At 62.6% G+C, this 23,489-nt stretch carries 21 protein-coding genes; 11 read left to right on the top strand and 10 right to left on the bottom strand.

Annotated features, from left to right (window positions below):
• Nucleotide 1 precedes the first annotated feature (1 nt).
• Together ACXAHG_RS12650 and hisG are read left to right on the top strand one after the other, a co-directional pair.
• A complete protein-coding gene (locus ACXAHG_RS12650; RefSeq protein ID WP_475044676.1) occupies nt 2–1,090 on the top strand; it encodes an ATP phosphoribosyltransferase regulatory subunit in 1,089 nt (362 codons plus the stop codon).
• Complete coding sequence (gene hisG, locus ACXAHG_RS12645; protein WP_475044674.1) at nt 1,087–1,785, top strand: ATP phosphoribosyltransferase; 699 nt, start codon at nt 1,087–1,089, stop codon at nt 1,783–1,785. Before ACXAHG_RS12650 ends, hisG begins: the two co-directional genes overlap by 4 nt.
• Before the next feature lie 227 nt (nt 1,786–2,012).
• On the opposite strand, the gene ACXAHG_RS12640 is transcribed toward hisG, so the two are convergent.
• On the bottom strand, nt 2,013–2,444 hold the full coding sequence (locus ACXAHG_RS12640; protein WP_475057813.1) for a DUF1489 family protein: 432 nt from the start codon (nt 2,442–2,444) through the stop codon (nt 2,013–2,015).
• 194 nt (nt 2,445–2,638) lie between these two features.
• Here ACXAHG_RS12640 and ACXAHG_RS12635 point away from each other — a divergent pair, with 194 nt between their 5' ends.
• The 6 genes from ACXAHG_RS12635 (at nt 2,639) to ACXAHG_RS12610 (ending at nt 11,998) form a co-directional block, all read left to right on the top strand.
• The gene (locus tag ACXAHG_RS12635) at nt 2,639–4,936 is read left to right on the top strand and encodes an adenosylcobalamin-dependent ribonucleoside-diphosphate reductase (protein ID WP_475057811.1); all 2,298 of its coding nucleotides are present in this window, start codon (nt 2,639–2,641) and stop codon (nt 4,934–4,936) included.
• A 77-nt stretch (nt 4,937–5,013) separates the two neighbouring features.
• Entirely contained in the window at nt 5,014–7,290 is a 2,277-nt protein-coding gene (locus ACXAHG_RS12630; protein WP_475057808.1) for a glycosyltransferase family 2 protein, read from the top strand.
• 105 nt (nt 7,291–7,395) lie between these two features.
• On the top strand, nt 7,396–8,964 hold the full coding sequence (locus tag ACXAHG_RS12625) for an SAM-dependent methyltransferase (protein ID WP_475057806.1): 1,569 nt from the start codon (nt 7,396–7,398) through the stop codon (nt 8,962–8,964).
• On the top strand, nt 8,961–9,662 hold the full coding sequence (locus tag ACXAHG_RS12620) for an FkbM family methyltransferase (RefSeq protein ID WP_475044664.1): 702 nt from the start codon (nt 8,961–8,963) through the stop codon (nt 9,660–9,662). Before ACXAHG_RS12625 ends, ACXAHG_RS12620 begins: the two co-directional genes overlap by 4 nt.
• Entirely contained in the window at nt 9,652–11,025 is a 1,374-nt protein-coding gene (locus ACXAHG_RS12615) for a hypothetical protein (protein WP_475057804.1), read from the top strand. Before ACXAHG_RS12620 ends, ACXAHG_RS12615 begins: the two co-directional genes overlap by 11 nt.
• A gap of 70 nt (nt 11,026–11,095) precedes the next feature.
• Entirely contained in the window at nt 11,096–11,998 is a 903-nt protein-coding gene (locus tag ACXAHG_RS12610) for a hypothetical protein (RefSeq protein ID WP_475044660.1), read from the top strand.
• On the opposite strand, the gene ACXAHG_RS12605 is transcribed toward ACXAHG_RS12610, so the two are convergent.
• From ACXAHG_RS12605 to ACXAHG_RS12580, 6 genes are all read right to left on the bottom strand, one after another.
• Entirely contained in the window at nt 11,982–12,920 is a 939-nt protein-coding gene (locus ACXAHG_RS12605; RefSeq protein ID WP_475057801.1) for a hypothetical protein, read from the bottom strand. The genes ACXAHG_RS12610 and ACXAHG_RS12605 overlap by 17 nt on opposite strands.
• 4 nt (nt 12,921–12,924) lie before the next feature.
• Nucleotides 12,925–14,235 (bottom strand): TRAP transporter large permease, encoded by a 1,311-nt coding sequence (locus tag ACXAHG_RS12600; protein WP_475044656.1) that lies wholly within the window; start codon nt 14,233–14,235, stop codon nt 12,925–12,927.
• Between the two features lie 6 nt (nt 14,236–14,241).
• Nucleotides 14,242–14,775 (bottom strand): TRAP transporter small permease, encoded by a 534-nt coding sequence (locus ACXAHG_RS12595; protein ID WP_475057799.1) that lies wholly within the window; start codon nt 14,773–14,775, stop codon nt 14,242–14,244.
• A gap of 71 nt (nt 14,776–14,846) precedes the next feature.
• Nucleotides 14,847–15,821, bottom strand: coding sequence for a TRAP transporter substrate-binding protein (locus ACXAHG_RS12590; protein WP_475057797.1), 975 nt, complete (start codon nt 15,819–15,821; stop codon nt 14,847–14,849).
• A gap of 51 nt (nt 15,822–15,872) precedes the next feature.
• The gene (locus ACXAHG_RS12585) at nt 15,873–17,126 is read right to left on the bottom strand and encodes an NAD(P)/FAD-dependent oxidoreductase (RefSeq protein ID WP_475057794.1); all 1,254 of its coding nucleotides are present in this window, start codon (nt 17,124–17,126) and stop codon (nt 15,873–15,875) included.
• Nucleotides 17,123–18,259: an enolase C-terminal domain-like protein gene (locus tag ACXAHG_RS12580; RefSeq protein ID WP_475057792.1), complete on the bottom strand. Its 1,137-nt coding sequence runs from the start codon at nt 18,257–18,259 to the stop codon at nt 17,123–17,125. Before ACXAHG_RS12580 ends, ACXAHG_RS12585 begins: the two co-directional genes overlap by 4 nt.
• A 93-nt stretch (nt 18,260–18,352) precedes the next feature.
• Here ACXAHG_RS12580 and ACXAHG_RS12575 point away from each other — a divergent pair, with 93 nt between their 5' ends.
• The 3 genes from ACXAHG_RS12575 (at nt 18,353) to ACXAHG_RS12565 (ending at nt 20,786) form a co-directional block, all read left to right on the top strand.
• The gene (locus ACXAHG_RS12575) at nt 18,353–19,264 is read left to right on the top strand and encodes a LysR family transcriptional regulator (RefSeq protein ID WP_475057789.1); all 912 of its coding nucleotides are present in this window, start codon (nt 18,353–18,355) and stop codon (nt 19,262–19,264) included.
• An 85-nt stretch (nt 19,265–19,349) separates the two neighbouring features.
• Complete coding sequence (locus ACXAHG_RS12570; protein ID WP_475032320.1) at nt 19,350–20,042, top strand: GntR family transcriptional regulator; 693 nt, start codon at nt 19,350–19,352, stop codon at nt 20,040–20,042.
• A gap of 9 nt (nt 20,043–20,051) precedes the next feature.
• Nucleotides 20,052–20,786: an aspartate/glutamate racemase family protein gene (locus tag ACXAHG_RS12565; RefSeq protein ID WP_475057787.1), complete on the top strand. Its 735-nt coding sequence runs from the start codon at nt 20,052–20,054 to the stop codon at nt 20,784–20,786.
• A 113-nt stretch (nt 20,787–20,899) separates the two neighbouring features.
• Here ACXAHG_RS12565 and ACXAHG_RS12560 read toward each other — a convergent pair whose 3' ends face one another.
• Genes ACXAHG_RS12560 through ACXAHG_RS12550 form a run of 3 tightly spaced genes read right to left on the bottom strand, consistent with a single transcriptional unit; the run spans nt 20,900 to nt 23,487 of the window.
• The gene (locus ACXAHG_RS12560) at nt 20,900–21,832 is read right to left on the bottom strand and encodes an AEC family transporter (RefSeq protein WP_475057785.1); all 933 of its coding nucleotides are present in this window, start codon (nt 21,830–21,832) and stop codon (nt 20,900–20,902) included.
• Between the two features lie 48 nt (nt 21,833–21,880).
• A complete protein-coding gene (locus ACXAHG_RS12555; protein WP_475057782.1) occupies nt 21,881–22,678 on the bottom strand; it encodes an MBL fold metallo-hydrolase in 798 nt (265 codons plus the stop codon).
• Nucleotides 22,678–23,487 carry a TatD family hydrolase gene (locus tag ACXAHG_RS12550; protein ID WP_475057780.1) on the bottom strand — a complete coding sequence of 270 codons (810 nt, stop codon included), beginning with the start codon at nt 23,485–23,487 and terminating at the stop codon, nt 22,678–22,680. The genes ACXAHG_RS12555 and ACXAHG_RS12550 overlap by 1 nt, the downstream gene beginning before the upstream one ends.
• Nucleotides 23,488–23,489 lie beyond the last annotated feature (2 nt).

The raw sequence follows: 23,489 nt of genomic DNA, 5'->3' as shown, positions 1-23,489 counted from the left end.
CATGACGCTTCGTTCTGACATTCAGGCCCGCGCTGCACAGCTGCGGGTCCGCTTCGAGGCCGCGGGCGCGCAGGTGGTGGATACACCGCTGCTGCAGCCGGCGGGCACCTTGCTGGATCTTTACGGCGAAGACATCCGGGCCCGCGCCTATGTGACCTCTGATGCGCTGCGGGGCGAGCAGATGCTGCGGCCGGACTTTACCGTACCGGTGGTGGAGGCGCATATGCGCCATGGCGCAGAGCCTGCACGCTACACCTATTCGGGCGAGGTGTTCCGGCGCCAGGAGATGGACCCGGACCGGCCCAACGAATACCTGCAGGTCGGCTATGAGGTGTTTGAACGCGATGATGCGGCGGCGGCGGACGCGGAAGTGTTCTCGCTGTTTGCCCTGCAGGTGCGCGGGCTGCCGCTGCGGGCGGCAACCGGCGACATCGGTATCTTGATGGCTGCGGTCGAGGGGCTGAACACCACGGGCAAGCGCAAGGCAGCGCTGATGCGCCACATCTGGCGGCCGCGCCGTTTCCGTTCCCTGCTGGACCGGTTCGCGGGCCGGGCGCCGGTGCCGGAGAGCCGAAAGAGGCTGTTGGAAACCGAGGGCGATCTGACCGGCTCTGCAGTGGAATTGGGCAAACGCCGCGCGGCAGAGGTGCAGGCGCGGGTAGAAGCGCTGCGCGAGGATGCCAAGCATCCGCCGATAGCCGAAAACGAGCTCTTGGCGCTGGAAGCGCTGATGGCTGTGCGCGAGACTGTGCCCTTTGCAACCGAGCAGATGCGCGACATTGCGGTGGATCTGCCGCAGATCAATCCCGCGCTGGACCGGCTGGATGCGCGCACCGCGGCGATGAAGGCGCGCGGTGTCGATGTGGACAACCTCGATTTCGAGGCCTCCTACGGGCGCACCTCGATGGAGTATTACGACGGCTTTGTCTTTGGTTTCTACGCCGAGGCGCGGCCTGATCTGCCGCCGGTGGCCAGCGGCGGACGCTATGATGCGCTGACCCGGCAGCTTGGTGAGGGGGAGGAAATCCCCGCAGTGGGCGGCGTGCTGCGCCCGGACCTGATGCTGCAGCTTGAGGAGGCGCGCAAATGACCCTGAAGCTGGGAGTGCCGTCCAAGGGACGGTTGATGGAAAAGACCTTTGACTGGTTTGCTAAGCGCGGCGTGACGCTGTCGCGCACCGGGTCGGACCGGGAATATGCCGGCGCCGTCGAAGGTGTTGCGAACATGGAGCTGGTGCTGCTGTCGGCGGGAGAAATCCCGCGCGAGCTGGCGGCCGGGCGCATACACCTCGGCGTCACCGGCACCGATCTGGTGCAAGAGAAGCTGCCGAGGTTCGAGCAGCAAATAGAAGGCCTGGCGGAGATGGGGTTCGGCCATGCTGATCTGATCCTGGCGGTGCCGCAGTTCTGGATCGACGTGGATACGCTGGATGATCTGGACGCCGCGGCTTCCGCCTTCCGGGCCGCGCATGGCCACAGGCTGCGGATTGCCACCAAATACCACCGGCTGGTGCGGGAGTTCCTGACCGACGCCGGAGTGGCGGATTACCAGCTGGTCGACAGTCAGGGTGCCACCGAAGGCACGGTGAAAAACGAAACCGCCGAGATGGTGGCCGATATCACCTCCACCGGTGAGACGCTGCGCGCCAACCACTTGAAGCTGCTGAGCGATGGTCTGGTGCTGAAGTCGCAGGCCACCCTGTGGCGCAGCCGGGTGGCGAAATACGGCAATGATGAGAAGGCGGCGCTGAACACGCTGCTGGATCTGCTGGAGCACCGCAGGTAAGCACTGCTGCCCGCGCGTCAGCGCGGGCTTTGCCCAACGCCTTCAAGGCATCTATGGATGCCTGCTAAGGGGGGCGGGAAGACTTTGTTGGTTCCGGGTGCATGCCGCCTGCCGGGGTGCTCCCGCCCGTTGCTGGAAACATCACAGATGTTTCCGCCCCGGTTGGGCCGGGCGCCGGGCTGACGCCCGGCGCTGGCGAGGCTGCCGCGGGGGGAGTGCAGACGGCCTCAGATAACCCCGATTTCCGCCAGAGCCTGCGATAGTTCCGGCGGCAGCGGCTCCTCCTGTCTTTTACCTGCGGGCAGGTCGGCGGGGGAGTCTTCGGTCTTCAGGTACCGCCAGCCTTGGAACGGGCGTTTCGGCGCGGTATGGGTGCGGTGCAGTTCCGGGTCCAGGATGATGGCACAGCGGCGGATGCCATCCTCGCCCATGACCTCATCCATGCGCAGTATGCGCTGGCGGCATTGGATCAGCCCCTTGATCACCCAGTAGATCGAACCGCCGTTCAGGATCTCCGCTTCGCGTTTCGGCCACATGCGGGTCACGTGGCGCGGCAGGCCTTCGGGCAGTTCCAATCGGCGCATTTCCTGCCAGGCCATCAGGCTTTCGACGCTTTCGGTGCCGACCGAAAGCTTCACGAGATTCACGCGCTTATCCACAGGTTCCCCACAGAGTCGTCCAGAGCTTTGACAGTATATAGTAGTTTACGGATCGCCGACTTCAAGGTATTGTGTTTCTCCACGCATTTGCTGCAAGTAAGCCTTAACAAAAAATGGATTCGCCACGGTGCCCTGAAAAAGCAGCCGCAGCGGAGCCGTTTTCATGAAGCCCGAACGACTCAAAGGACCGACACATGAGCCGCTTTGCCGCCCCCATCGCCGAGCAGATCTGGGATATGAAATACCGTTTCAAGCAGGCCGACGGCGCGCCGATCGACGTGACAGTCGAGGATACCTGGCGGCGCATCGCACGCGACCTGGCGCGGGCGGAAAAGAAGCCGGACGTGTGGGAAGAGAAGTTCTTTGGCGCGCTAGAGGATTTCAAATACCTGCCCGCGGGCCGGATCACCGCAGGCGCCGGCACCGCGCGCCAGGTGACCCTGTTCAACTGCTTTGTGATGGGCACGGTGCCGGACAGCATGTCGGGCATCTTTGACATGCTGAAAGAGGCGGCGTTGACCATGCAGCAGGGCGGTGGCATCGGCTATGACTTTTCCACCATCCGGCCGCGCGGCGCAGACGTAAAAGGCGTGGCAGCGGATGCCTCCGGCCCGCTGTCGTTCATGGATGTGTGGGACGCGATGTGCCGCACCATCATGTCCGCAGGCTCCCGCCGGGGCGCGATGATGGCGACCATGCGCTGCGACCACCCGGATATCGAGGCCTTCATCACTGCCAAATCCGACTCTGCCCGCCTGCGCATGTTCAACATGTCGGTGCTGGTGACCGATGACTTCATGGATGCGGTCAAGGCCGACGGTTCCTGGGAACTGCAATTCGACGGCAAGGTCTATCACACCGTCGAGGCGCGTGATCTGTGGAATAAGATCATGCAGGCGACCTATGATTATGCCGAGCCGGGCGTGATCTTCATCGACCGTATCAACAAGGCCAACAACCTCAGCTACATCGAAAACATCTGCGCCACCAACCCCTGCGGCGAGCAGCCGCTGCCGCCATACGGCGCCTGTCTGCTGGGCTCGATCAACATGGCGCGGCTGGTGGCCAATCCGTTCGAGAAGGGCGCGCAGCTGGACCAGTCCGCGATGCAGGAACTGGTCGCCACCGCGGTCCGGATGATGGACAACGTGGTCGACGTTTCCAAGTTCCCCCTCGAGGCGCAGGCGCAGGAAGCCAAGAACAAGCGCCGGATCGGCCTGGGCGTTACTGGCCTGGCAGATGCGCTGTTGATGCTTGGGCTGGAATACGGCTCCGACGAGGCGGCGCGCCAGACCGACGAATGGCTGCACGCGATTGCCCGCGCCGCCTATCTGGCGTCGGTGGACCTGGCCAAGGAGAAGGGCGCCTTCCCGCTGTTCGATGCGGAGGCCTACCTCAGCTCCGGCAACATGCTGAACATGGACGAGGACGTGCGCGACGCAATCCGCGAACACGGCATCCGCAACGCACTGCTGACCTCCATCGCGCCGACCGGAACCATTTCTCTGTACGCAGGCAACGTGTCCTCGGGCATCGAGCCGGTGTTTGCCTATGCCTATACCCGCAAGGTGCTGCAGAAGGACGGCTCGCGCACCGAGGAGGAAGTGGTCGACTACGCGGTGCAGATGTACCGCGAGAAATTCGGCGCGGACGCCAAGCTTCCCGATTACTTCGTCAACGCGCAGACACTAAGCCCTGCGGCCCACGTCAAAATGCAAGCAGCAGCGCAGAAATGGATCGACTCGTCGATTTCCAAAACCATCAACTGCCCGGAAGACATCTCCTTTGATGACTTCAAGGATGTCTACATGCAGGCCTGGGATCAGGGCTGCAAGGGCTGCACCACCTACCGCCCGAACGACGTGACCGGCTCGGTCCTGTCTGTGAGCGAAAGCGCAGATACCGCGCCGGGCGAGACCGCCAAGGCGCCGCATGAGAGCGACGTGGATGAGAACGGCGCCGAAGTGGTTTACATGTCCGAGCCGCTGGACCGCCCGCAGTCGCTGGAGGGCCATACCTACAAGCTGAAGTGGCCGGACAGCGAGCACGCGATCTACCTGACCATCAACGACATCATCATCAACGGCCACCGCCGCCCGTTCGAGGTGTTCATCAACTCCAAGAACATGGAACACTACGCCTGGACGCTGGCGCTGACCCGGATGATCTCTGCCGTGTTCCGCCGCGGCGGCGACGTGTCCTTTGTCGTCGAGGAGCTGAAAGCGGTATTCGACCCGCGCGGCGGCGCCTGGGTGCAGGGCAAGTACATACCCTCGATCCTGGCAGCGATCGGCGGCGTGATCGAAACCCATATGGTCAAGACCGGCTTCCTGGAAGGCGAGGGCATGGGGCTCAAGTCCGACCCGCAGGCACAGGTTGTGAACCTGAACGCGCCCCGCGGCAAGGCCTGCCCCAGCTGCGGCCAGTTCGACATGCAGATGGTCGAGGGCTGCATGACTTGCCGCAGCTGCGGCCATTCCAAATGCGGGTGAATGGCCGGGCTACCAGCAGCGTCTTCCCTTGGCGCTAAGCGCCAAGGGCTTATTCCCTAACAGCGTGACGCAACAGCATGTTCAATCCAGCCTCCGGGACTTGCGACGGTAAAATCCTTGAGCGCGAACTCAGTGCGCTGTCCTTTAGCGGGGCAGTGCTGCTGGATGCGGTGGAAACCTCAGGTTCCGGCAGCGGCAAGGCGCGGCTGTTCTTCAAGTCCGGAACCCCGCGCGAAGACCTGAGCGGTCTGGACCCTGACAGCAAGCCTGCAGTGCATAACATTGGCGGAGCGCCGGTTCTGGATGTCCTTGTCCAAAAGGGGCAGGGAGAGGCCGGTTTTTCTGTTGACGGAACGCCGCACAGGCTGACGCTGCATCCCGATGAGACAGAGCTGTTTGCGGGGCTGAACGTACTGGCAGCCGTCCGCAATGGCGAAACCGCCGTGGCGGCAGTGCAGTGGCTGCAATACCACGTGGCACAGCACGGGATGCAGGGCGCCGTCATTTTCGACCGGGCGCCGCCGCAGGAAAGCCGCCGTTTCATTGCGGAGCTGCGGGAGCAGGCCGGGGAAATCGCTGGGCTGCAGCGGGTCGTGGTCGTGCATTGCGCGCTGCCTTTGGGCAAGGACGGCCTGCCGGAAGAGGCGCATCCTTTCAATGTTCCGGGCGCGCCAGGCAAGGACCGGATGGAGATCCCGCCCGCTGATCCCTGGCGCGCGCCTTTGGGTGAATTCCTGATCTATGAGATCTTGCGGGCGCGCTTTCTGGCCCGCGCCCGGGCGGTGGCCAATATCGACCTGTTTGATCTGCTTGCACCGGGCGAGGGCCTGAATGTCTTTGACAAGACGGTTGAGGCACCTTCGGGCTGCCTGCGCCTTGGCGGGGTTCAGGCTTATCCCTGGCGGGTGCGCAAGGGGGCGGAGGCGTCATTTGCCGACCATATTTGCACCCAGTTCGACGCGGCAGGCCAGCGCCCGCGCTGGTGCCTGGCGCCTGCCAAGGCTGGGGAGAAATGCATCTGGCGGCTGATCCGGGTAGTGGGGGTGGACCCTGACCCCGCACAGGAGGCGCGCTTCTACCGCTGCATGGCATTGCGACATCCAACGGACACAATTTCCAAGATCGTGCCAAAGACCAGCCTGGTTGAAACTCCTGAGCTGCTGGAACTTGCAACAGGGCATTTCAAGGCCAACCCGGTGCGCATTCCGGAGGAGAAGCCAGTTATACGCCCCGGCGGCAAACCGAAAACCACCATCGTCACCACGATGAAGAATGAGGGGCCGTTCATCCTGGAATGGCTGGCCTATCACCGGGCCATCGGGGTGGATGATTTTCTGGTCTATACAAACGATTGCACCGACGGCACCGACACCATGCTGCAGATGCTGCAGGACAAAGGTATCGTGCAGCACCGCGAGAACCCGTTCCGCAACACCGATCTGAAACCGCAGCACGCGGCGCTGCAGGCGGCCGAGGAAGAGCCGGTGATCCGGAACGCCGACTGGCTGGTCTGTATGGATGTGGATGAGTTCATCAACATCAAATGCGGCGGGGGGAGGCTGGACGACCTGTTTGCGGCTATCGGTGATGCCAATATGATCTCGATGACCTGGCGCCTGTTCGGCAACAACGATGTCCGCGATTTCACGGGCGACCTGCTGCTGCGCGAGTTTACCCGCTGCGCATTTGAGGTCACCCGCAAGCCGCATCAGGCCTGGGGCTTCAAGACCCTGTTCCGCAACACTGGCATCTTCAAGAAACTTGGGGTGCACCGGCCCAAGGGGCTGAAGCCGCAGCTGTGGGAGGATATCCGCTGGGTCAACGGCTCGGGGCAGGACATGCCGCGGGAGATGTTCCGCAACGGCTGGCGCTCCTCAATGAGCACCTATGGCTATGATCTGGTGCAGCTGAACCACTACGCCGTGCGCAGCGCCGAAAGTTTCCTGGTCAAGCGCGACCGGGGCCGTGTCAACCACGTGGATCGCGACCAGGGGCTGTCCTACTGGTTCCGGATGAACAACAACGCCGAAGAGGAACGCTCGATCCAGCGGATGATCCCGGCGCTGGAGGCAGAGATGGCGCGGCTCTTGGCAGACCCGGATATCGCTGCCGCGCATGAACACTCCTGCCGCAAGCACCGCGAGAAGATCGAGGAGCTGAAGCTGCGCGATGACATGATTGAGCTGTTCCGCGAACTGACCAGCCGCAAACTGTGCCGGCTGTCGCGGATGCACGCGCATTTCGGGGCCAATGTCTTCCTCAGCGGCCCCGGGGTGATCCCGGACGGCGTTGCTGAGAACGAACCCGGCAGCGATTTCTGGTTCACGGTGGAGCGCGGCGAAACCACCCATTAAGGGCTTTGGCACCCTGCGTTGACAGCCCTCCGGGGCACGCGCTAAAATTCGTTAACAATAACATCCAGCTGCCGCGCAGCAGCAGGCAACTCGAGGGCAGTTATCATGGCACTTCCAGCCGTTGCGTCGCTATGGGTGGGCCCGGAGCTCAGCTGGCTTGAGCAGCTTTGCCTGCAGTCTTTTCTGGACAATGGTCATGAGACCATCCTCTACACGTATGACGATGTGCAGGGGGTGCCGGATGGTGTCAAGCTGGAGGATGCCAATGATATCCTGCCGTCAGACTGGATCATCCGCCACGCACGCACCGGCAGCCCGGCCTACCACGCCGATGTGTTCCGCCTGCATATGCTGCGCAAGACCAATCACGTCTGGGCAGATACCGATGCCTATTGCTGCCAGCCGTGGAACATCAAGGGCAAGCATTTCCACGGCTGGATCTCCGATGACAAGCCGATGATCAACAACGGCGTGCTGCGGCTGCCTAAGACCTCCAAGACGCTCTCCGCGATGCTGCGGTTCACCAGCGATGAATACCCCATCCCGCCCTGGTACAGCGCTCAGAAACAGGCGGATCTTCAGGCGCGCAAGGATCGCGGCGACGGCGTTCATGTTTCGCTGCTGCCCTGGGGGGTCTGGGGGCCGGATGCGCTGACCTGGTTCTTGCAGGAAACAGGCGAGGTCTCGCACTCCCGGCCTGGCCATGTAATTTACCCCGTACCGTTCAAGAACGCCGGCGTTGTCCTGAACCCGAACCGGCCGAACCAGGCGCGCAGCTATGTGCGCAGCGACACGCTGTCGATCCACTTCTGGGGCCGCCGCTTCCGCAATATCGCGGCAAAATACGGCGGCGTGCCGGCGCCGGGCTGCTATGTGCATGACCTGCTGGCCAAGCACCGGATCGACCCGGAGCAGACCCGGCATCTGTTGCTGCCTGCGTCCGCACCGGAACAGGTAGCAGAGGAATTGATTGACCCGACGGGTTTGGATTTTTCCATGTTCAGCGATCAGGATGTGGCGAACATCCTGCTGCAGCGTTCTGAACTGGCACAGTCGAACCAGGCCATCAAGGAATGGGTCGGCGGCAATATGGAGCCTTTGCTGGCAGAAGCCCGGCAGAACCGCGATCAGATTCTGCCGGGTGCCATCCGGATTGCCGAGCGCGAATGCGGGCACTTCCTTCGCTCGGCTGACATGATTGAGCCCAAACGGATTGCCGATATCGGATGCGGCTATGCTTTTGCCAGCCTGATCCTGCAGCGCCGTTACGGCTGCGAGGCTGTGCTGATTGACATCGAAAGCAGCGATACCCGGCAGTTCGGTTTTCAAAGCGAAGGCTCAGGCTACGCCTGCTTGCAGACCGCCCGCGCCTTTCTGGAGCAAAACGGCGTGCCGGCGGAAAAGATCACCACGGTTAATCCCAAGACAGAGGATGTTCCGGCGCTGGGTGATTTTGACTTGGTTGTCAGCCTTGCGTCCTGCGGGTTCCACTATCCGGTGCAGGCCTATGAAAACCTGTTCAGCCGTCAGATATCCAAGGGTGGCGGCATTGTCCTGGATATCCGCAAGGGATCCGGCGGCATCCCGGCGATGAAGGCCTTTGGCGCGGTCGAAGTCCTGGCGAAACACGGCAAATACTCCACAGTCATCACGCGGGCGGGGCAGCAGCAATGATGGAAATTCTTGAAACGCACGGGGTCAAGATCCCGCTCAATCCGGATGTCATTACCTCCAAGATCGAACGCGCAATCCGCAAGGACCGCTACGAGCTGGATGAGGTTTCCGGCACGCCCAAGTTCATCGGCAAGGAGGACCGGGTGATCGAGCTGGGCGCCGGGATCGGCTTCATTTCCTCCTTTCTCGGTGTCACCCTGGGGGTGGAAAATGTCCTCTGTGTCGAAGCGGACCCTTCCTTGTGCAAGTTCATCAGCCAGGTGCATGAACTGAACGGGCTGGCCTCCGCGCAGGTACGCAATTGCGTGGCGCTGAACGACGCAACCGCCGAAGGCCCGATGTCCTTTTACGTCCGCGAGCAGTTCTGGTCCTCTTCCCTGGACGGTGAAGAACCCTACGAAAAGGCCATAGAAGTGCCCGGCATCCGCCTGTCGCAGCTGATCCGTGATTTTAGGGCCAACACGCTGATCGTGGATATCGAGGGCGGCGAGCGCGATCTCTTTTCGCCTGCCGACCTGACCGGGATCGACAAGGTATTCCTCGAAATCCATACGCGGAAAATTAAGAGAATTGGTATAAAACAGTGCTTCGACGCGCTGTCGCAGAGCGGTTTCTGCTATGATCAGCAGGTCAGCCGCGGCGGTTCGGTTCTGTTCCGGCGCATCCCAAGATGGCAGCTCAAGCAATATGCTGGATGACAGCTTTGAAGTTAAATCGGTTTTGTCCGCCCTTGATGCGGACGAAATCGGGAGTGTCGCGGACATAAACGGCCAAGCGCCTGAACTGGCAATTCTGCTGCATCAGCGCTATGGCTGCACGGTTGATGTGCTGTGCCTGAATGGCAAGGGCGCCTTTGCCCCGCTGCCGGATACGCAGCTGCAACACTATCTGGCAGAGCTGGAACGCGGCGGCGTGGACCCGCAGGCGGTCCGCGTCGTGGCCCGCCCGCGCAAGCTGCGCCAGTATGATGTGCTGCTCTCCCTCAATGGCTTCGGAGCCGCGCACAAGCCCCAGAACCTCAGATATGTCATGGACCGGGCGCTGCATCCGCTCAGCCGGGCAGTGTTCGAAATCCGCAAAGGGTCGGGCAGCTATCCGTTCCTCAAGGGGTACGGCGGCTGCAATACCCTGAAAATGCCGGAAGCCGGCGCCAATGGCCTCGCCATCCTCTCGGTCGAACCGCAGGAGGAGGCAAAACCGGCCGAAGGCTGGGCTGAGGTGGCCCGGGGCCTGGCCGGGGATCAGGGTTTTTTTACGGACCTCAGCGCGCATTCATTCCTTTATGTGCCGCGCGGCAGCACTCTGGTTGTGACATTCGACAATCTTGACATTGCGATGTCCAAGCGGGAGGAGCGCCGCCCCTGGGGATACAGTTTCATTGAATCGCAGGGCTGGTCGATGCTGGGGGTCATGGCCAACGGCTGGACCTGGTTCCGCCACCCGGAAGTCACCCGGAAATTCGAGGAGCTGCGGGACAGCGGTTTCTTTTCCCGGTTTGACCGGGTGGTATTCTACGGCGCCTCAATGGGCGGCTATGCGGCGGCAGCCTTTGCTGCTGCGGCGCCTGGTTCCACGGTTTTTGCCATCAGCCCGCAATCGACGCTCGACAAGACGGTGGTGCCTTGGGAAATGCGCTACAAGAAGGTCTGGGAGCGCGACTTTTCCGGCCCGTTCGGGGACGCGGCACAGGCCAGCCGGGCGGCAGGTGATGTGCATATCATGTTCGACCCGTTTGTCGCTCCGGATGCCGCCCACGCAGCGCGGTTTACCGGTGATAATGTGACATTCTGGCGCTGCCCGCTCTTGGGGCACCGGCTGGGCTCTTCTCTGCAGCAGATGGGCGTCTTGCAGGACATCGCCGCAGGGGCCATCGCAGGAGAGCTGACGCCGCAGCGTTTCCATCAGCTGCTGCGCCGCCGACACGCCTTTCCCCGGTTTCAGCGGGAGCTGGCCAACCTGGCCCTGGACCGCGGCCATCCGCGCCTTGCGAAACAGGTGTGCGACTATATCCTGAACCAGCGGGACGACCGGTTCTTCCGCCAGATGAGGGCGCGTCTATGATCTGGTGCACACCGGGGCGGAGACAGCAGCAGCCGTCAACAAGCAAAGCAGGCAGGGGCTGGACAGAAGAATGAGCCAGGCAAATACGGACATGCGCGGCATAACCCTTGCCTTTCATGTGGGCGCGCCTAACACGGACAACGGCCAGTTGACCTGGTCGCTGCGCAAAGACGCGCAGCCGCTGCTGGACCGTGGGGTGATGGTCCGCCGTCCCGGAACCTACATGACGGCACTCAATCAGATGCTGCGCAAGCAAAGCCAGGAATTTGTCACCGATCAGGAGCGCGAGGGGCTTCTGGCGGGCATTGTGAAGGACCAGGATGTATCGCGCATCATCCTGACAAACTCGGGGTTTCTGGGGGTGCCCGGCTGGATGCTCAGCGGCGGGCGGCTCTACCGGAATGCAGGCAGCAACACCGCCGCTTTGCGGGGGATCTTTCCCGGCAACCCCTGTGAGTTCTTTCTGGGGCTGCGCAACCCCGCAACCCTGATCGGCCCGGTGTTCCGGTCCCAGTCCAGCCGGACCTGGGACCAGTTCGCCGGCAGCACCGATTTCATGAACCTGCGCTGGTCCGAAGTGGTCGCGGATATTCAGCAGCGCAATCCCGGCTGCCGCATCACCGTCTGGTGCAACGAGGAAACGCCAGTGATCTGGCCCAGCATTCTGGGGCATGTCACAGGCCTGGGCGATGGCTTCAGGTTCAGCGGCGAGCTGGATATCACCCGCGGTATTATCTCAGAATCCGGGTATGAGCGGCTGGAGGCCTATCTCTCCGAGCGGCCCGGGCTTTCGGAGGATCAGCGGGAGCGGGTACGGTCGCTTTTCCTCAGCTATTTTCATTCCGAAGACGCGGTGGAAGAGGAAATCGACCTGCCCGGCTGGTCGCAGGCGCTGGTGGATGACATGAGCGAGGCGTATTTTGCCGATGCAGATCTGATCCGCTGGATGCCAGGGGTCACATTCCTGTCCTGAAACCGGCCTGGCTGTAAAGCGGCTTCATCAGAATTGCCGTCAGATACATTGGGATCTGATAGCAGCCGAGAAAGACCAGCAGCGGATCGGTCGTGGCTGCGGGCAGGGCGATCAGGAAGAGAGCGAAGTTCCGGTTGCCGGCCACAACGGAGACAGGCACGGCGCCACTGCCCGCGCGGCGGCGCACCACAGCAAAGGTCAGCATTTGCAGGCCCAGGTTGGCGGCCAGCGCAAAGCCCAGCCATTGCAGAACCAGCGCTGGGTCCGCGTGCAGTGCAGGGCCAAGCGCGGCCATCAATCCCACCACGATCACCGCCAGCGCGATCACGGTCAGCCCGTCGATGGCCTTCCCTTGTTCCTCGCTCAGGCGGGGCAGGGTCAGGCGGCGCAGCAGAAAGGCGGCCGCGACAGTGAGGCCGATCACGCCGATCAGCCGCCCGGCGGCCCGCAGCACATCCCCCAGGTCGCCAAGGCTGGGAGCCAGCAGGAACACCGGGATCACCGTCAGCGGCATCAGCGCGGTGCCCAGGATCAGCAGGCGGAAGGCCGGTTCCGGCGCGTGGCCCATCAGCGCGGTGATATTGGGGCTGCCGGTCACCGATGGCGCGCTCAGCATCAGGATCAATGCCACCGCGGCGGGCGTCTGCGCCACGCCGGCCAGCGCCGCCAGACCCAGTGCCAGTAGCGGCAGGGCAACCTGCAGCAAGGCGATGGCCTTGAGGCTGCCGATCCCGTCCGCCAGCCCGCCGGCGGCCTTGCGGAACCCGATCCGGTAGGCGTTCAAGAACAAAAGCCCGGCCACCATTTCCGGCAGCCAGGGCTGGAGGGATGCGGCCACCCCGGGCAGCAACAGCCCGGCCAGAAGCCCCAGGACCAAGGCGGCCCGCCCGTGCCGGGCGGCAAAGGCGAGCGCGCGCATCATGCCTCTAGACCGGTCCTGGCCTGAGGTTATTGGGCAGATAGGTCGCCAGTTCCGGGAAGGCGATCAGCACAAAGACCATCAGCACCATGATCAGGAACATCGGCACCGCAGCGCGGGCGATATAGCTCATCTCGTGGTGGGTCATGCCCTGCATCACAAACAGGTTGAAACCGATCGGCGGGGTGATCTGCGCCATCTCAACCACCACCACGATGAAGATGCCGAACCAAATGAGGTCAATGCCCGCCTGACGGATCATCGGCTCCACCACCGCCATGGTCAGCACCACCGAAGAAATGCCGTCGAGGAAGCAGCCCAGGATGATGTAGAACACCAGCAGCACCATCAGCAGTTCCAGGCGCGACAGTTCCCAGCCGGCAATCAGGTCAGCCAGCCCGCGCGGCAGACCGGTAAAGCCCATCGACAGCGACAGAAACGCCGCACCTGCCAGGATCAGCGCAATCATCGCGCTGGTGCGGGTGGCGCCCATCAGGCTTTCAGTGAAGGTCTTCCAGCTCAGCGAGCCCTGTCCCAGCGCCAGCAGCAGTGAGCCGATGACACCGAACGCCGCCGCTTCGGTCGCGGTGGCAAAGCCCAGATACATCGACCCGATCACCACCACGATCAGCGCAATCACCGGCGCCAGGAAGCGGGAGTTGTGGATCTTCTGCGCAAAGGTCAGCTTGCTCTCCTGATCCGGGTTCCAGTCCTTGCCCACCTTGGAATAGATCGCCACGTAGCCCATGAACATCGCCGCCAGCACCAGCCCAGGCAGGATGCCGGCAAAGAACAGCTTGGTGATCGATTCATTGATGGTGACGCCATAGACGATCAGCGTCAGCGACGGCGGGATCATCAGACCCAGCGTGGCCGCGCCGGTCAGGGTGCCGATCACCATCCGCTCCGGATAGTTGCGCTTGCGCAGTTCCGGGATCGACATCTTGCCGACGGTGGTCAGGGTTGCGGCAGAGGAGCCGGAAACCGCGGCAAAGACTGTGCAGCCGACGATATTGGTATGCACCAGCCCGCCGGGCAGAGGCGCCATCCAGGGGCTGAGACCTTTGAACATGTCCTCCGATAATCGGGTCCGGTACAGGATTTCGCCCATCCAGATGAACATCGGCAGTGCCGTCAGGGTCCAGCTGGAGGAGGCCGACCAGATGGTGGTCAGCATCACGTCGCCGACGGGGCGGGTGGTGAACAGCTCCATACCGACCCAGGCCACGCCCATCAGCGCCAGGCCGACCCAGACGCCGGTGCCCAGAAGCGTGAACAGCACGAAGAGGAAGAGGATGATGACTGAGATATTTTCCATGACGTCTTACTCCGCGTGGCTCTGGTCAGCCAGATCCGTGGTGATGCGGTGATCGCCGCGGAAAATCACATGGATCAGATGGTCAGTGAGGGCGATGGCCAGAATGACTGCGCCGATCAGCATGGTGCTTTGCGGCAGCCACAGCGGGGTGCGGTCCTGGCCCTGACTCACGTCGTGGAACTTCCAGCTCCAGTAGACAAAACGGTAGGCGTAATAGCAAAAGTACCACATCACCGCGGTGCCGATGCCGAAACACCAGATCTCCAGCACCCGGCGGAAACGTTCGGGCACTGCATTCAGCAGGATCGACACCCGGATATGGCTGCCGCGGTTCAGCGCATTGGCAAAGGCCAGGAAGGAGGCCGCGGCCATTGCGTAACCCGCGTAGTCCGGCGCGCCGGGAAAGACTTCACCGGTCCAGCGGGCCAGCATCTGGACCACGATCAGCCCCAGAATTGCGATCAGGCAGAGGGCGGCCAGCACCCCCGCCGCAAGGTAGAGAAAATCCAGTCCGGAGCGCAGCCCCCTGAGCACAGTCATATCATCCCCATCGGCATATTTTATGAGAATACGGGCGGCACCTGCCGCGCCGCCCGTATCATTCAAGGTGGTTATTCGGCGTGGAAGGCGTCGACGATGGCCTTGCCTTCGTCACCGGCGGCTTCCAGCCATTCATTGGTCATGGTGACGCCGATTTCCTTCAGCTCATTTGTCATCTGCTCCGACGCCGGACCCACGGTCATGCCGCCGTCACGCAGGCCTTGCAGGGTAAAGCCGGTGTATTCCTTGGCGCGCCAGTTGCCCGCATATTCCGCCAGCTTGGCGCAGCCCTGGATCACGTTCTTGTTGGCGTCCGAGGTGCCGTTCCAGACGTCCGAGTTCACCATCACATAGTTGCGCGGCAGCCAGGCATCCACTTCGTAGAAGTAGTTCAGGCTTTCCCAGACCTTGCGGTCATAGCCGGTGGAGCCGGAGGAGACCATCGAATCCGCCACGCCGGTGGCAAAGGCCTGGCTGATCTCAGCCGCCTCGATGGTCACCGGCAGCATGCCGGTCAGCTCGGCTAGGCGCGAAGTGGCGTTGTTGTAGGAGCGGAACTTGATGCCCTTCATCTCGGCGACCGAGTTCACTTCGTTCTTGAAGTACAGGCCCTGCGGCGGCCACGGAACGGCATAAAGCAGGGTCAGGTTCTGCTCGGCCAGCAGTTTTTCCAGCGCCGGCTTGGCCGCTTTCCACAGCTTGTCGCTGTCATCAAACGAGGTCGCCAGGAACGGGATCGAGTCAAAACCAAAGAGCGCGTTTTCATTCTGGTGGCCGGACAGCAGCCGCTCGCCAATGGGGGCCTGGCCGGTCTGGATGGCGCGCTTGATGTCGGCGCCCTTGAACAAGGAGCCCGACGGATGGGTCTTGATCTCAATCTCGCCGCCGGTGCCGGTGGTCACGCATTCGGCAAACTCGGCGCCGGTGGCCGAGTGGAAGTTGGAGGCCGAATAGGCCATCGGCATGTCCCAGACCTCGGCAGCGGCGGGCAGGGCGGCAGCCGCGGTCAGCGCGGTGGCGGCCAGCAGTTTGGTCAGTTTCTTCATGGTCTTCTCCCTGTGTTTAGTCACGGCCCCTTAGGGGGCACTGGTTCAAGTTCAAATCGCATAGCGCGCCGGGTCGTAGGCGCTCATATCCATGTTCGGGGTGCGGCCCGAAATCATCTGCGCCAAAAGGCGCCCGGTCTTCGGCCCTCCCGTCAGGCCGATGTGATGGTGGCCAAAGCCGACATAGGCGCCGCTGAGCCCCGGCACCTCGCCGATCACCGGTATCGAATCCGCAGGCGCGGGCCGGAACCCCAGCCACTCCTCTTCGTGCTTCCAGGTGACACCGGGCAGAATGCGCCGTGCGTTCCTGCGCAACAGCTCCAGCGGTCCCTTCGACGGCCCGGCCTCCAGCCCGCCGAATTCCACAATGCCCGCAATCCGGATCCGTCCCTCCATCGGGGTCACCACGCATTTGGCTGCTGCCACCATGACGGGGGCCTTGGGCATCGCCGAAGGCTCCCACAATTCAAGATGATAGCCGCGTTCTGCTTCCAGTGGTACGGAAATTCCCAGTTTCTCTGCCAGCGGCTTGGACCAGACGCCAGTGGCCACCACCACGGCGTCGCAAGCAATGGTCTCGCCGCCCGCCCGCACGCCGGTCACCTTGCTGCCTTCGCGGGCCACATCGGTGACATAGGCCTGGATCAGCCGTCCGCCATTGGCGGTGACATGCGCCGCCAGGTCTTTCACATATTGGCCGGGATCCGAAATGATCCCGTGATCCTTCAACCGGGCAGCAAAGCCGAACTCTTCGGAATAGATACCGTCATAGGCGCGGAAATCCGCGCCCTCCAGTTCATCCCAGCGGAAGCCATGCTTCTTGCGCAGCCCCCAGCCGAATGCGTCTTCACCGAAATGCGCCCGGTCGTTGTAGATGAACAGGTAGTCCGAGGGTTTCAGATGCCGCTCCGCCGCGGTGCCCGCGGCCAAAGCCTGGTGATCCGCCAGCGAATCCCCGACCACCGGCGCCAGGGCCGCGGCGATGCGCGTGGTGTCCTCGGCATTGGCGTGGCTCATGTATTTCATCAGCCAGGGCGCCAGCTTGGGCAGGTAGCCCCAGCGCATGAACAAGGGCTGGTTCGGGTCCAGCAGCATCTTCGGCGCCTTCTTCCACAGCCCCGGTCCGGTGACCGGCACGATGGAGCACGACGCCAGAATGCCGCCGTTGCCGTGGCTGGTGCCTTCACCCGGCCCCTTGCCGTCGATCAGGATCACCTGGTGCCCGTCGCGCTGAAGCTCAATCGCTGCCGAGACGCCGACAATGCCGGCGCCGATGATGGCAACGGTTTTCCTGCCCTCGCTCATGCGGCAACCTTCTTGGTGACCGCATAGCGGTTCAGCTTTTCAACATCCGGCTTGATGCCCAGGCCCGGCCCGTCCGGCACCACCACCTGGCCATCCTCAACCTGGAAGGGCGTCTCCAGAATGTCTTCCTTCAGGAAATAGCTCGCCTGGTAGAACTCGCAGCCCAGCTTGATCTCGGGCGTGGCGGCAATCATGTGGGTGCCCGCCAGATGGGCGAGGCCCGCCTCAAACATATCGCCGCCATAGGCCGACAGCCCGTTTGCCGCGGCAATCCGCGCCACCGTCTGGCCGCGGGTGAGGCCGCCGGATTTCATGATCTTCACCGAGACACCGTCGCAGATGCCCTCGCGCGCGGCGCGCACCATGTCTTCGGGACCAAAGACGCTCTCATCCGCCAGCAGCGGCACGTCGATCATTTCCCGCAGCTTGGCCATCATGGCAAAGTGATGGAACCGCACCGGCTGTTCGATGAAGTCCGGCTTGAACTGGGCTACATCGCGCACCTGCGCCGGCGCATCCTCGATGCTGAGACCTTGATTGTAATCCACCCGCACCCGGAACTCGGGGAAGTCCTTGGCGATCCGCTCCAGCCGCATGACGTCAAAGGCATGATCCTTGAAGCCGGTCTTCAGCTTGATCAGCTCCACCTTGTCGGCGCGCAGCCGGTGTAAGAGGTCAACATCCTTGTCAAAATCCGGATCGGCAATCGAACAGCTGAGCGGGATGGTATCCCGGCACTTACCGCCCAGCAGCGCCCAGGCCGGCGCCCCGGTGATCCGCCCGGTCAGGTCCAGCAGCGCGCTTTCCAGTGCCGCCTTGGCCTCGGTGCAATGGGCCACCGCCTTGGCCGCGTCCTCCATGATCGCGGCGCGATCCGCCACCCGGCGGCCCTCCACCAGCGGGCGGATGTAACGGTCCAGCGCCGCCAGGCTGGCCTCCGGCGTGCCGGTGAACACCGACCAGGTCGAGGCCTCGCCGTATCCTTCCGCCCCGCCTTCGCTGCGCAGGCGCACGATGATGACTTCGCAAGAGCCCTCAACAGACCCGATCCCATGGTCGCGGCGCGACATCACGGGCAGCGCGAGATGCCACAAATCCATCCCGGCAATCTTTTCTTCCAGCACTTTCAACATCCTCCCAGGTGCGAGCGGAAGGGTGCCTTGACTTGGCTATCATTACAAATACAAAGAATTCGATAGAGTATCATAAAAAATGATGTGCTGCCGATGTCCCTCCGCTTCCGCCAGTTGCAGGCGTTCCACGCGATTGTCGAAACCGGCACCGTCACCGGCGCGGCGGAGCAGCTGGGGATTTCCCAGCCCGGCATCTCAAACCTGCTGTACCAGCTGGAACGCCAGACCCGCCTGAAACTGTTCGAACGCAGCAAGGGGCGGCTGATCCCAACGCCCGAGGCCGGCGTGCTGTTCCAGGAGGTCGACACCGTGGTGCGCGGCCTTGACCATGTGGCGCAGGCGGTGACTGATCTCCAGAACAAGCAGGCGGGCCAGCTGCAGGTCGCCTCGCAGCACTCCATGTCCTTCGGCTTCATGCCCGCGCTGATCGCCCGCTTTGCCCGCACCCGCCCGGACCTGTCGATCTCCTTTCAGGCGCAGTATTCGCTGAAGATCCAGGAATGGGTGATCTCCGGCCTGTTCGAGATCGGCATCTGCGAAATGCCCCTCATTCACGACGGGCTGGAGGTGCATCCGATCAACGTCGAAACCCGGCTGGCGATCCCGGCGGACAGCCCCTTGGCCGAACATGAGGTACTGACGCCGGAGCTGCTGGACGGCGTGCCTTTCATCGTCATGGGCCCCGAGCACATGACCCACCGCCGCACCCGCGAGGTGTTCCAGCAGGCGGGCGTGCCGCTGAAAACCCGGGTGCATTCGCATCTGTTCAAAAACCTCCTCAGCTTCGTGCAAGAGGGGATGGGGGTTTCCATTCTCGACCCTTTCGTGCTGGATTTTGAGACCGGCGGCGGCTTTGTCTCCCGTCCGTTCCGCCCGCGTATCATGATGGAAATGGGCGTGATCACCTCCAAGTCGCGGCCGCTGTCGGCGGTAGGGCAGGAGTTTCTGGCGCTCTTGAAGCAGGAACTGGCGCCTTATTCCGCTGGGGACGCTTCTGGGACTTGAAAATTGTATGCAACCCAGAATTCAGCATTGCGCAGACCTGACGCCCCGCCTAGTCTGCAGCGCGGAATGAACAAATGGCGGAACCATGGCCAAACGCGAAAGCAATGTGGATAGGGTTTACGAGGCACTGCGCCGGATGGCGGCGGATTTTGCCTTCAAGCCCGACCAGCGGATCAACGAAAGCGCGTTGTCCGAGGTGCTGGGCGCCAGCCGCACGCCGCTGCGCGAGGCGCTGAACCGGCTGGTGGCCGAGGGCTTCCTGACCTTCCAGAACAACCGCGGTTTCTTCTGCCGCCCGCTGACGCCCAGCTACATCATGGACCTCTACGAGGCCCGGGTGGCGGTGGAATGCGAAGCCGTGCGGCTGGCCTGCACCCGCGCGTCGGACGAGGATATCGCAGCACTGGCGGATTACCTCAACCGGATGGAGCCGGAGTACCAAAGCGCCACCGACCCGGAGGCGCTCTTGGCGATGGACGAAAGCTTCCACGCCCGGCTGGCGCAGCTTTCGGGCAACAGCGAGTTGCAGCGGATCCTCAACAATCTCAACGGCCGGATCCGCTATATCCGCCTCATTGACCTCAAGCGCATGCGCGACCGGGCAGGGGGCAAGGCGCCGGGCGACATCTCGGCCCACCGCCAGATTGTCGAGGGCATCGCCGCCCGCAACGCGGACGCCGCCACATCAGCCATGCGGAGCCATATTGAAAAACGCCGGGAGGAAGCGACGGAAGCCGTCCGCATCGCCTTCTCCCAGCTCTACGTGCCGGACGAATAGGGGATTCACATGGAACATGGCGGCAAGACGGTCTTTGGCGCGGCGGTTGGCATCCTGATGCTGGAAACGCGCTTTCCCCGCATCCATGGCGACATGGGCAACGCGATGACCTGGGACTTCCCGGTCCACTACAAGGTGGTGCGCGGCGCCAATCCCGAAAACGTGGTGCGCGGTAATCCCAAGGAGCTGATCGACCTGTTTGTCGAGGCCGGCCGTGACCTTGTGGCCATGGGCGCCGATGGCATCACCACCAACTGCGGTTTCCTGGCGCTGATCCAGGACGAGGTGAAACAGGCGCTGGGCGTGCCGGTGGCAACCTCCTCGCTGATGCAGGTGCCGATGGTGCAGAACCTGCTGCCCGCGGGCAAGCGCTGCGGCATCCTGACCATCTCCAAGGCGACGCTGACACCTGCGCACCTTGTTGCCGCAGGTGTTGCGCCGGATACGCCCATTGCCGGCACCGACGGCCTGCGCGCCTTTACCCGCGACATCCTGGGCGACGCGGCAGAGATCGACTTTGAGGCCTGCCGCCTGGACATGATCGATGCCGCCCGGGCGATGGTCGCGGATACACCCGATCTGGGTGCCATCGTGCTGGAATGCACCAATATGGTGCCTTACGCCCGTGATGTGAGGAAGGCCACCGGGCTGCCGGTGTTCTCGATCCACTCCTTCATCAACTGGTTTCAGGCCGGTCTGCTGCCCAAGGGGTTTCCGCTGGAACTGGATGATCCCCGGTTTTGAAGGCGGTAACCTTTAGTTGGATATTTCCTAATGAAATCTGAAGGATAAGGTCAGTCTTGTTGTCCAAATGTTTCGCGCGCGAAACATTTGGGCAGAAGTGCTGACCTTTTTCTTCAGCTCAAAACCAGCAGCCAGAACCATACGGTCAGAATGCTCACCCCGGTGGCAATCAGCACCGAGGATGCCGCCACCCGTTTGGCCCGCCCGTACATATTGGCAAAAATATAGCCGTTGAACCCGGTCGCCATTGCCGCGTTCAGCACACCCGACCGGAACAGGTCCTGCGGCAGTGCCAATACCGATCCCATGGTCCAGACAATCGCCGGATGGATCATCAGCGAGGTGAAGCAGACAAACAGGATCGCCCGCATATCGCCTTCGGGGCGGTATTTCACCAGCACGCCGCCAAGCGCAAACAGCGCCGCAGGCAGCGCGGCGCGGATCAGCAGCGACAGCGCCTCGTTTATCACCAGCGGAATGGCCAGCCCCGACAGGTTGACCGCGAACCCCAGCGTAATCCCCAGGATCAGCACATTGCGGAACATCGCGTTCAGCACCGCAGTAACAGTCTTGATGCCACCGGCCCCGCGGTTGCGCACAAACTCCATCGCGGTGATGCCGACGCCATAGCAGAACGGCGAGTGGAAGGCGATGATTGCGTAGTTGCCGGTCAGGTTGTCCGGCCCGAACGCGCGTTCGGTGATCGGCAGCCCCAGCAGGACCGAGTTGGAAAACAGGCAGCAAAAGCCGATGGCGATGCAATCCTCCCAGTCCCGCTTGAACAGGATACGGGCGCCAAACAGCCCGATCAGAAAACAAGTAAAGGCACCGGTGTAGAAGCTTGCCAGCAGCTGCGGATTGAAACTGGCGGAAAGGTCCAATTCGGCCATTGCCTTGAACAGCAGGCAAGGGATCGCAAAGCCTTGGGCGAACTTCATCACGCCATCGACATGTGCCTGGTCCAGCACGCCCCGCGCGGTGGCAGCATAGCCTGCGCCCACGACCAGAAATACCGGCAGGATGACGTCGATCAGGCTCTGAAACACTTTAGGTCCTAAAAGCTGCAAGAATGAAAAAGGGCGCAATTGCGCCCCCTAGATCTCCATCCGGATCACCATCCCGTCAAAGGCGGGGGTGATATGGCCCGGTGTCTCGGCCTCGACCGTGGCGTAATCCATGTCGATATGCATGTTGGTGAGAATGCCGCGTTTGGGCGCCATCCTGGCAAACCACTCCAGCGCATCATCGTAGCTGAAATGTGTCGGGTGCGGGGTACGGCGCAGCGCGTCCAGGATCCAGATATCCAGCCCCTCCAGTTCCGGCAGGGCGGCGTCCGGGATCTCCTTCACATCCGGGAGATACACCAGCCCGCCAATGCGGAAGCCCAAGGCATCGATGGAGCCGTGGTTCACTTCGAACGGGCGGAACTGGATCGCGCCGCCAGGGCCATCAATGGTGAACGGCCCGCCGATGGTTTTCAGGTCCAGAATAGGCGGATAGGGCGATCCCTCAGGCTGTGCAAAAGCATAGCCGAACCGATTCAAAAGGGCGTCCTGTGTCGGCCCGTCGGCATAAACCTGAATGCGCTGGCGCATGTTGAAGTAAACCATGCGCAGATCGTCGATCCCGTGCAGGTGATCCGCATGGGAATGAGTGTAGACCACCGCGTCCAGCCGCTCAACTTCGGCATCCAGCAGCTGGTTGCGCATGTCCGGCGGGGTGTCGATCAGAACCGAGGTGGTGCCGCCTGCATCAATGCGCTCCACCAGCATCGAGCAGCGGCCGCGGCGGTTCTTGGGGTTCCCCGGGTCGCAATCGCCCCAATGGCCGCCAATCCGCGGCACCCCGCCGGAGGAGCCTGAGCCAAGGATGGTAAAGCGCATCTCAGCCATCAGGCGGCGGCCTCATAAGCTGCGGCCTTCCAGAACAGCCGGTCGAAATTGGCCTGTGTCTGGGCGGCAAACGCCGCGTAATCCATGCCGAACACCTCTGCGCCGACCTTGGCGGTAAAGGCCGTGTAGGCCGGTTCGTTGCGCTTGCCGCGGTAGGGGGGCGGCGCCAGGTAGGGGGCGTCGGTTTCGACCAGAATGCGCTCCACCGGGGCAGCAGCGAAAATGTCGCGCAGCTCCTGGCTCTTGGGGAAGGCGGCAATGCCGGACATCGACAGGTAAAAACCGAGGTCGAGTGCTGCCCGCGCCAGTTCCGCCGAGGAGGAGAAGCAGTGCATGACACAAGTATAGGCGCCGTTCTTCATCTCTTCGCCCAGGATGCGGGCCATGTCGTCATCAGCTGCGCGGGAATGGATGATCAGCGGCAGGCCGGTTTCGCGTGCGGCAGCGATATGGATGCGCAAGGACTGCTGCTGCACGTCCTTGCTGTCGGCTGTGTAGTGATAGTCCAGCCCGGTCTCACCGATGCCGACAAACTTGGGGTGCTTGGCCAGCGCCACCAGCTCATCAACAGTCACCATGGGTTCGTCCGCGGCGCTCATCGGGTGGGTGCCCGCGGCGTAGAACACCGGCGCGTGTGCTTCGGCAATGGCGCGCACCGCAGGCTCGTTCTTCATCTTGGTGCAGATGGTCACCATGCGGGTAACGCCGGCCTCAGCTGCGCTGGCGATCACCTCGTCCAGGCGGCCTTCGAAGTCCGGAAAGTCCAGGTGGCAATGGCTGTCCGTAATCTGGGGGGGCGTCTCGGTCATGT

It is taken from the genome of Leisingera sp. ABD4_442 (assembly GCF_056160905.1).
Note: the sequence above shows the minus strand (reverse complement) of the source record. Positions and strands in the feature narration are given on the sequence as shown.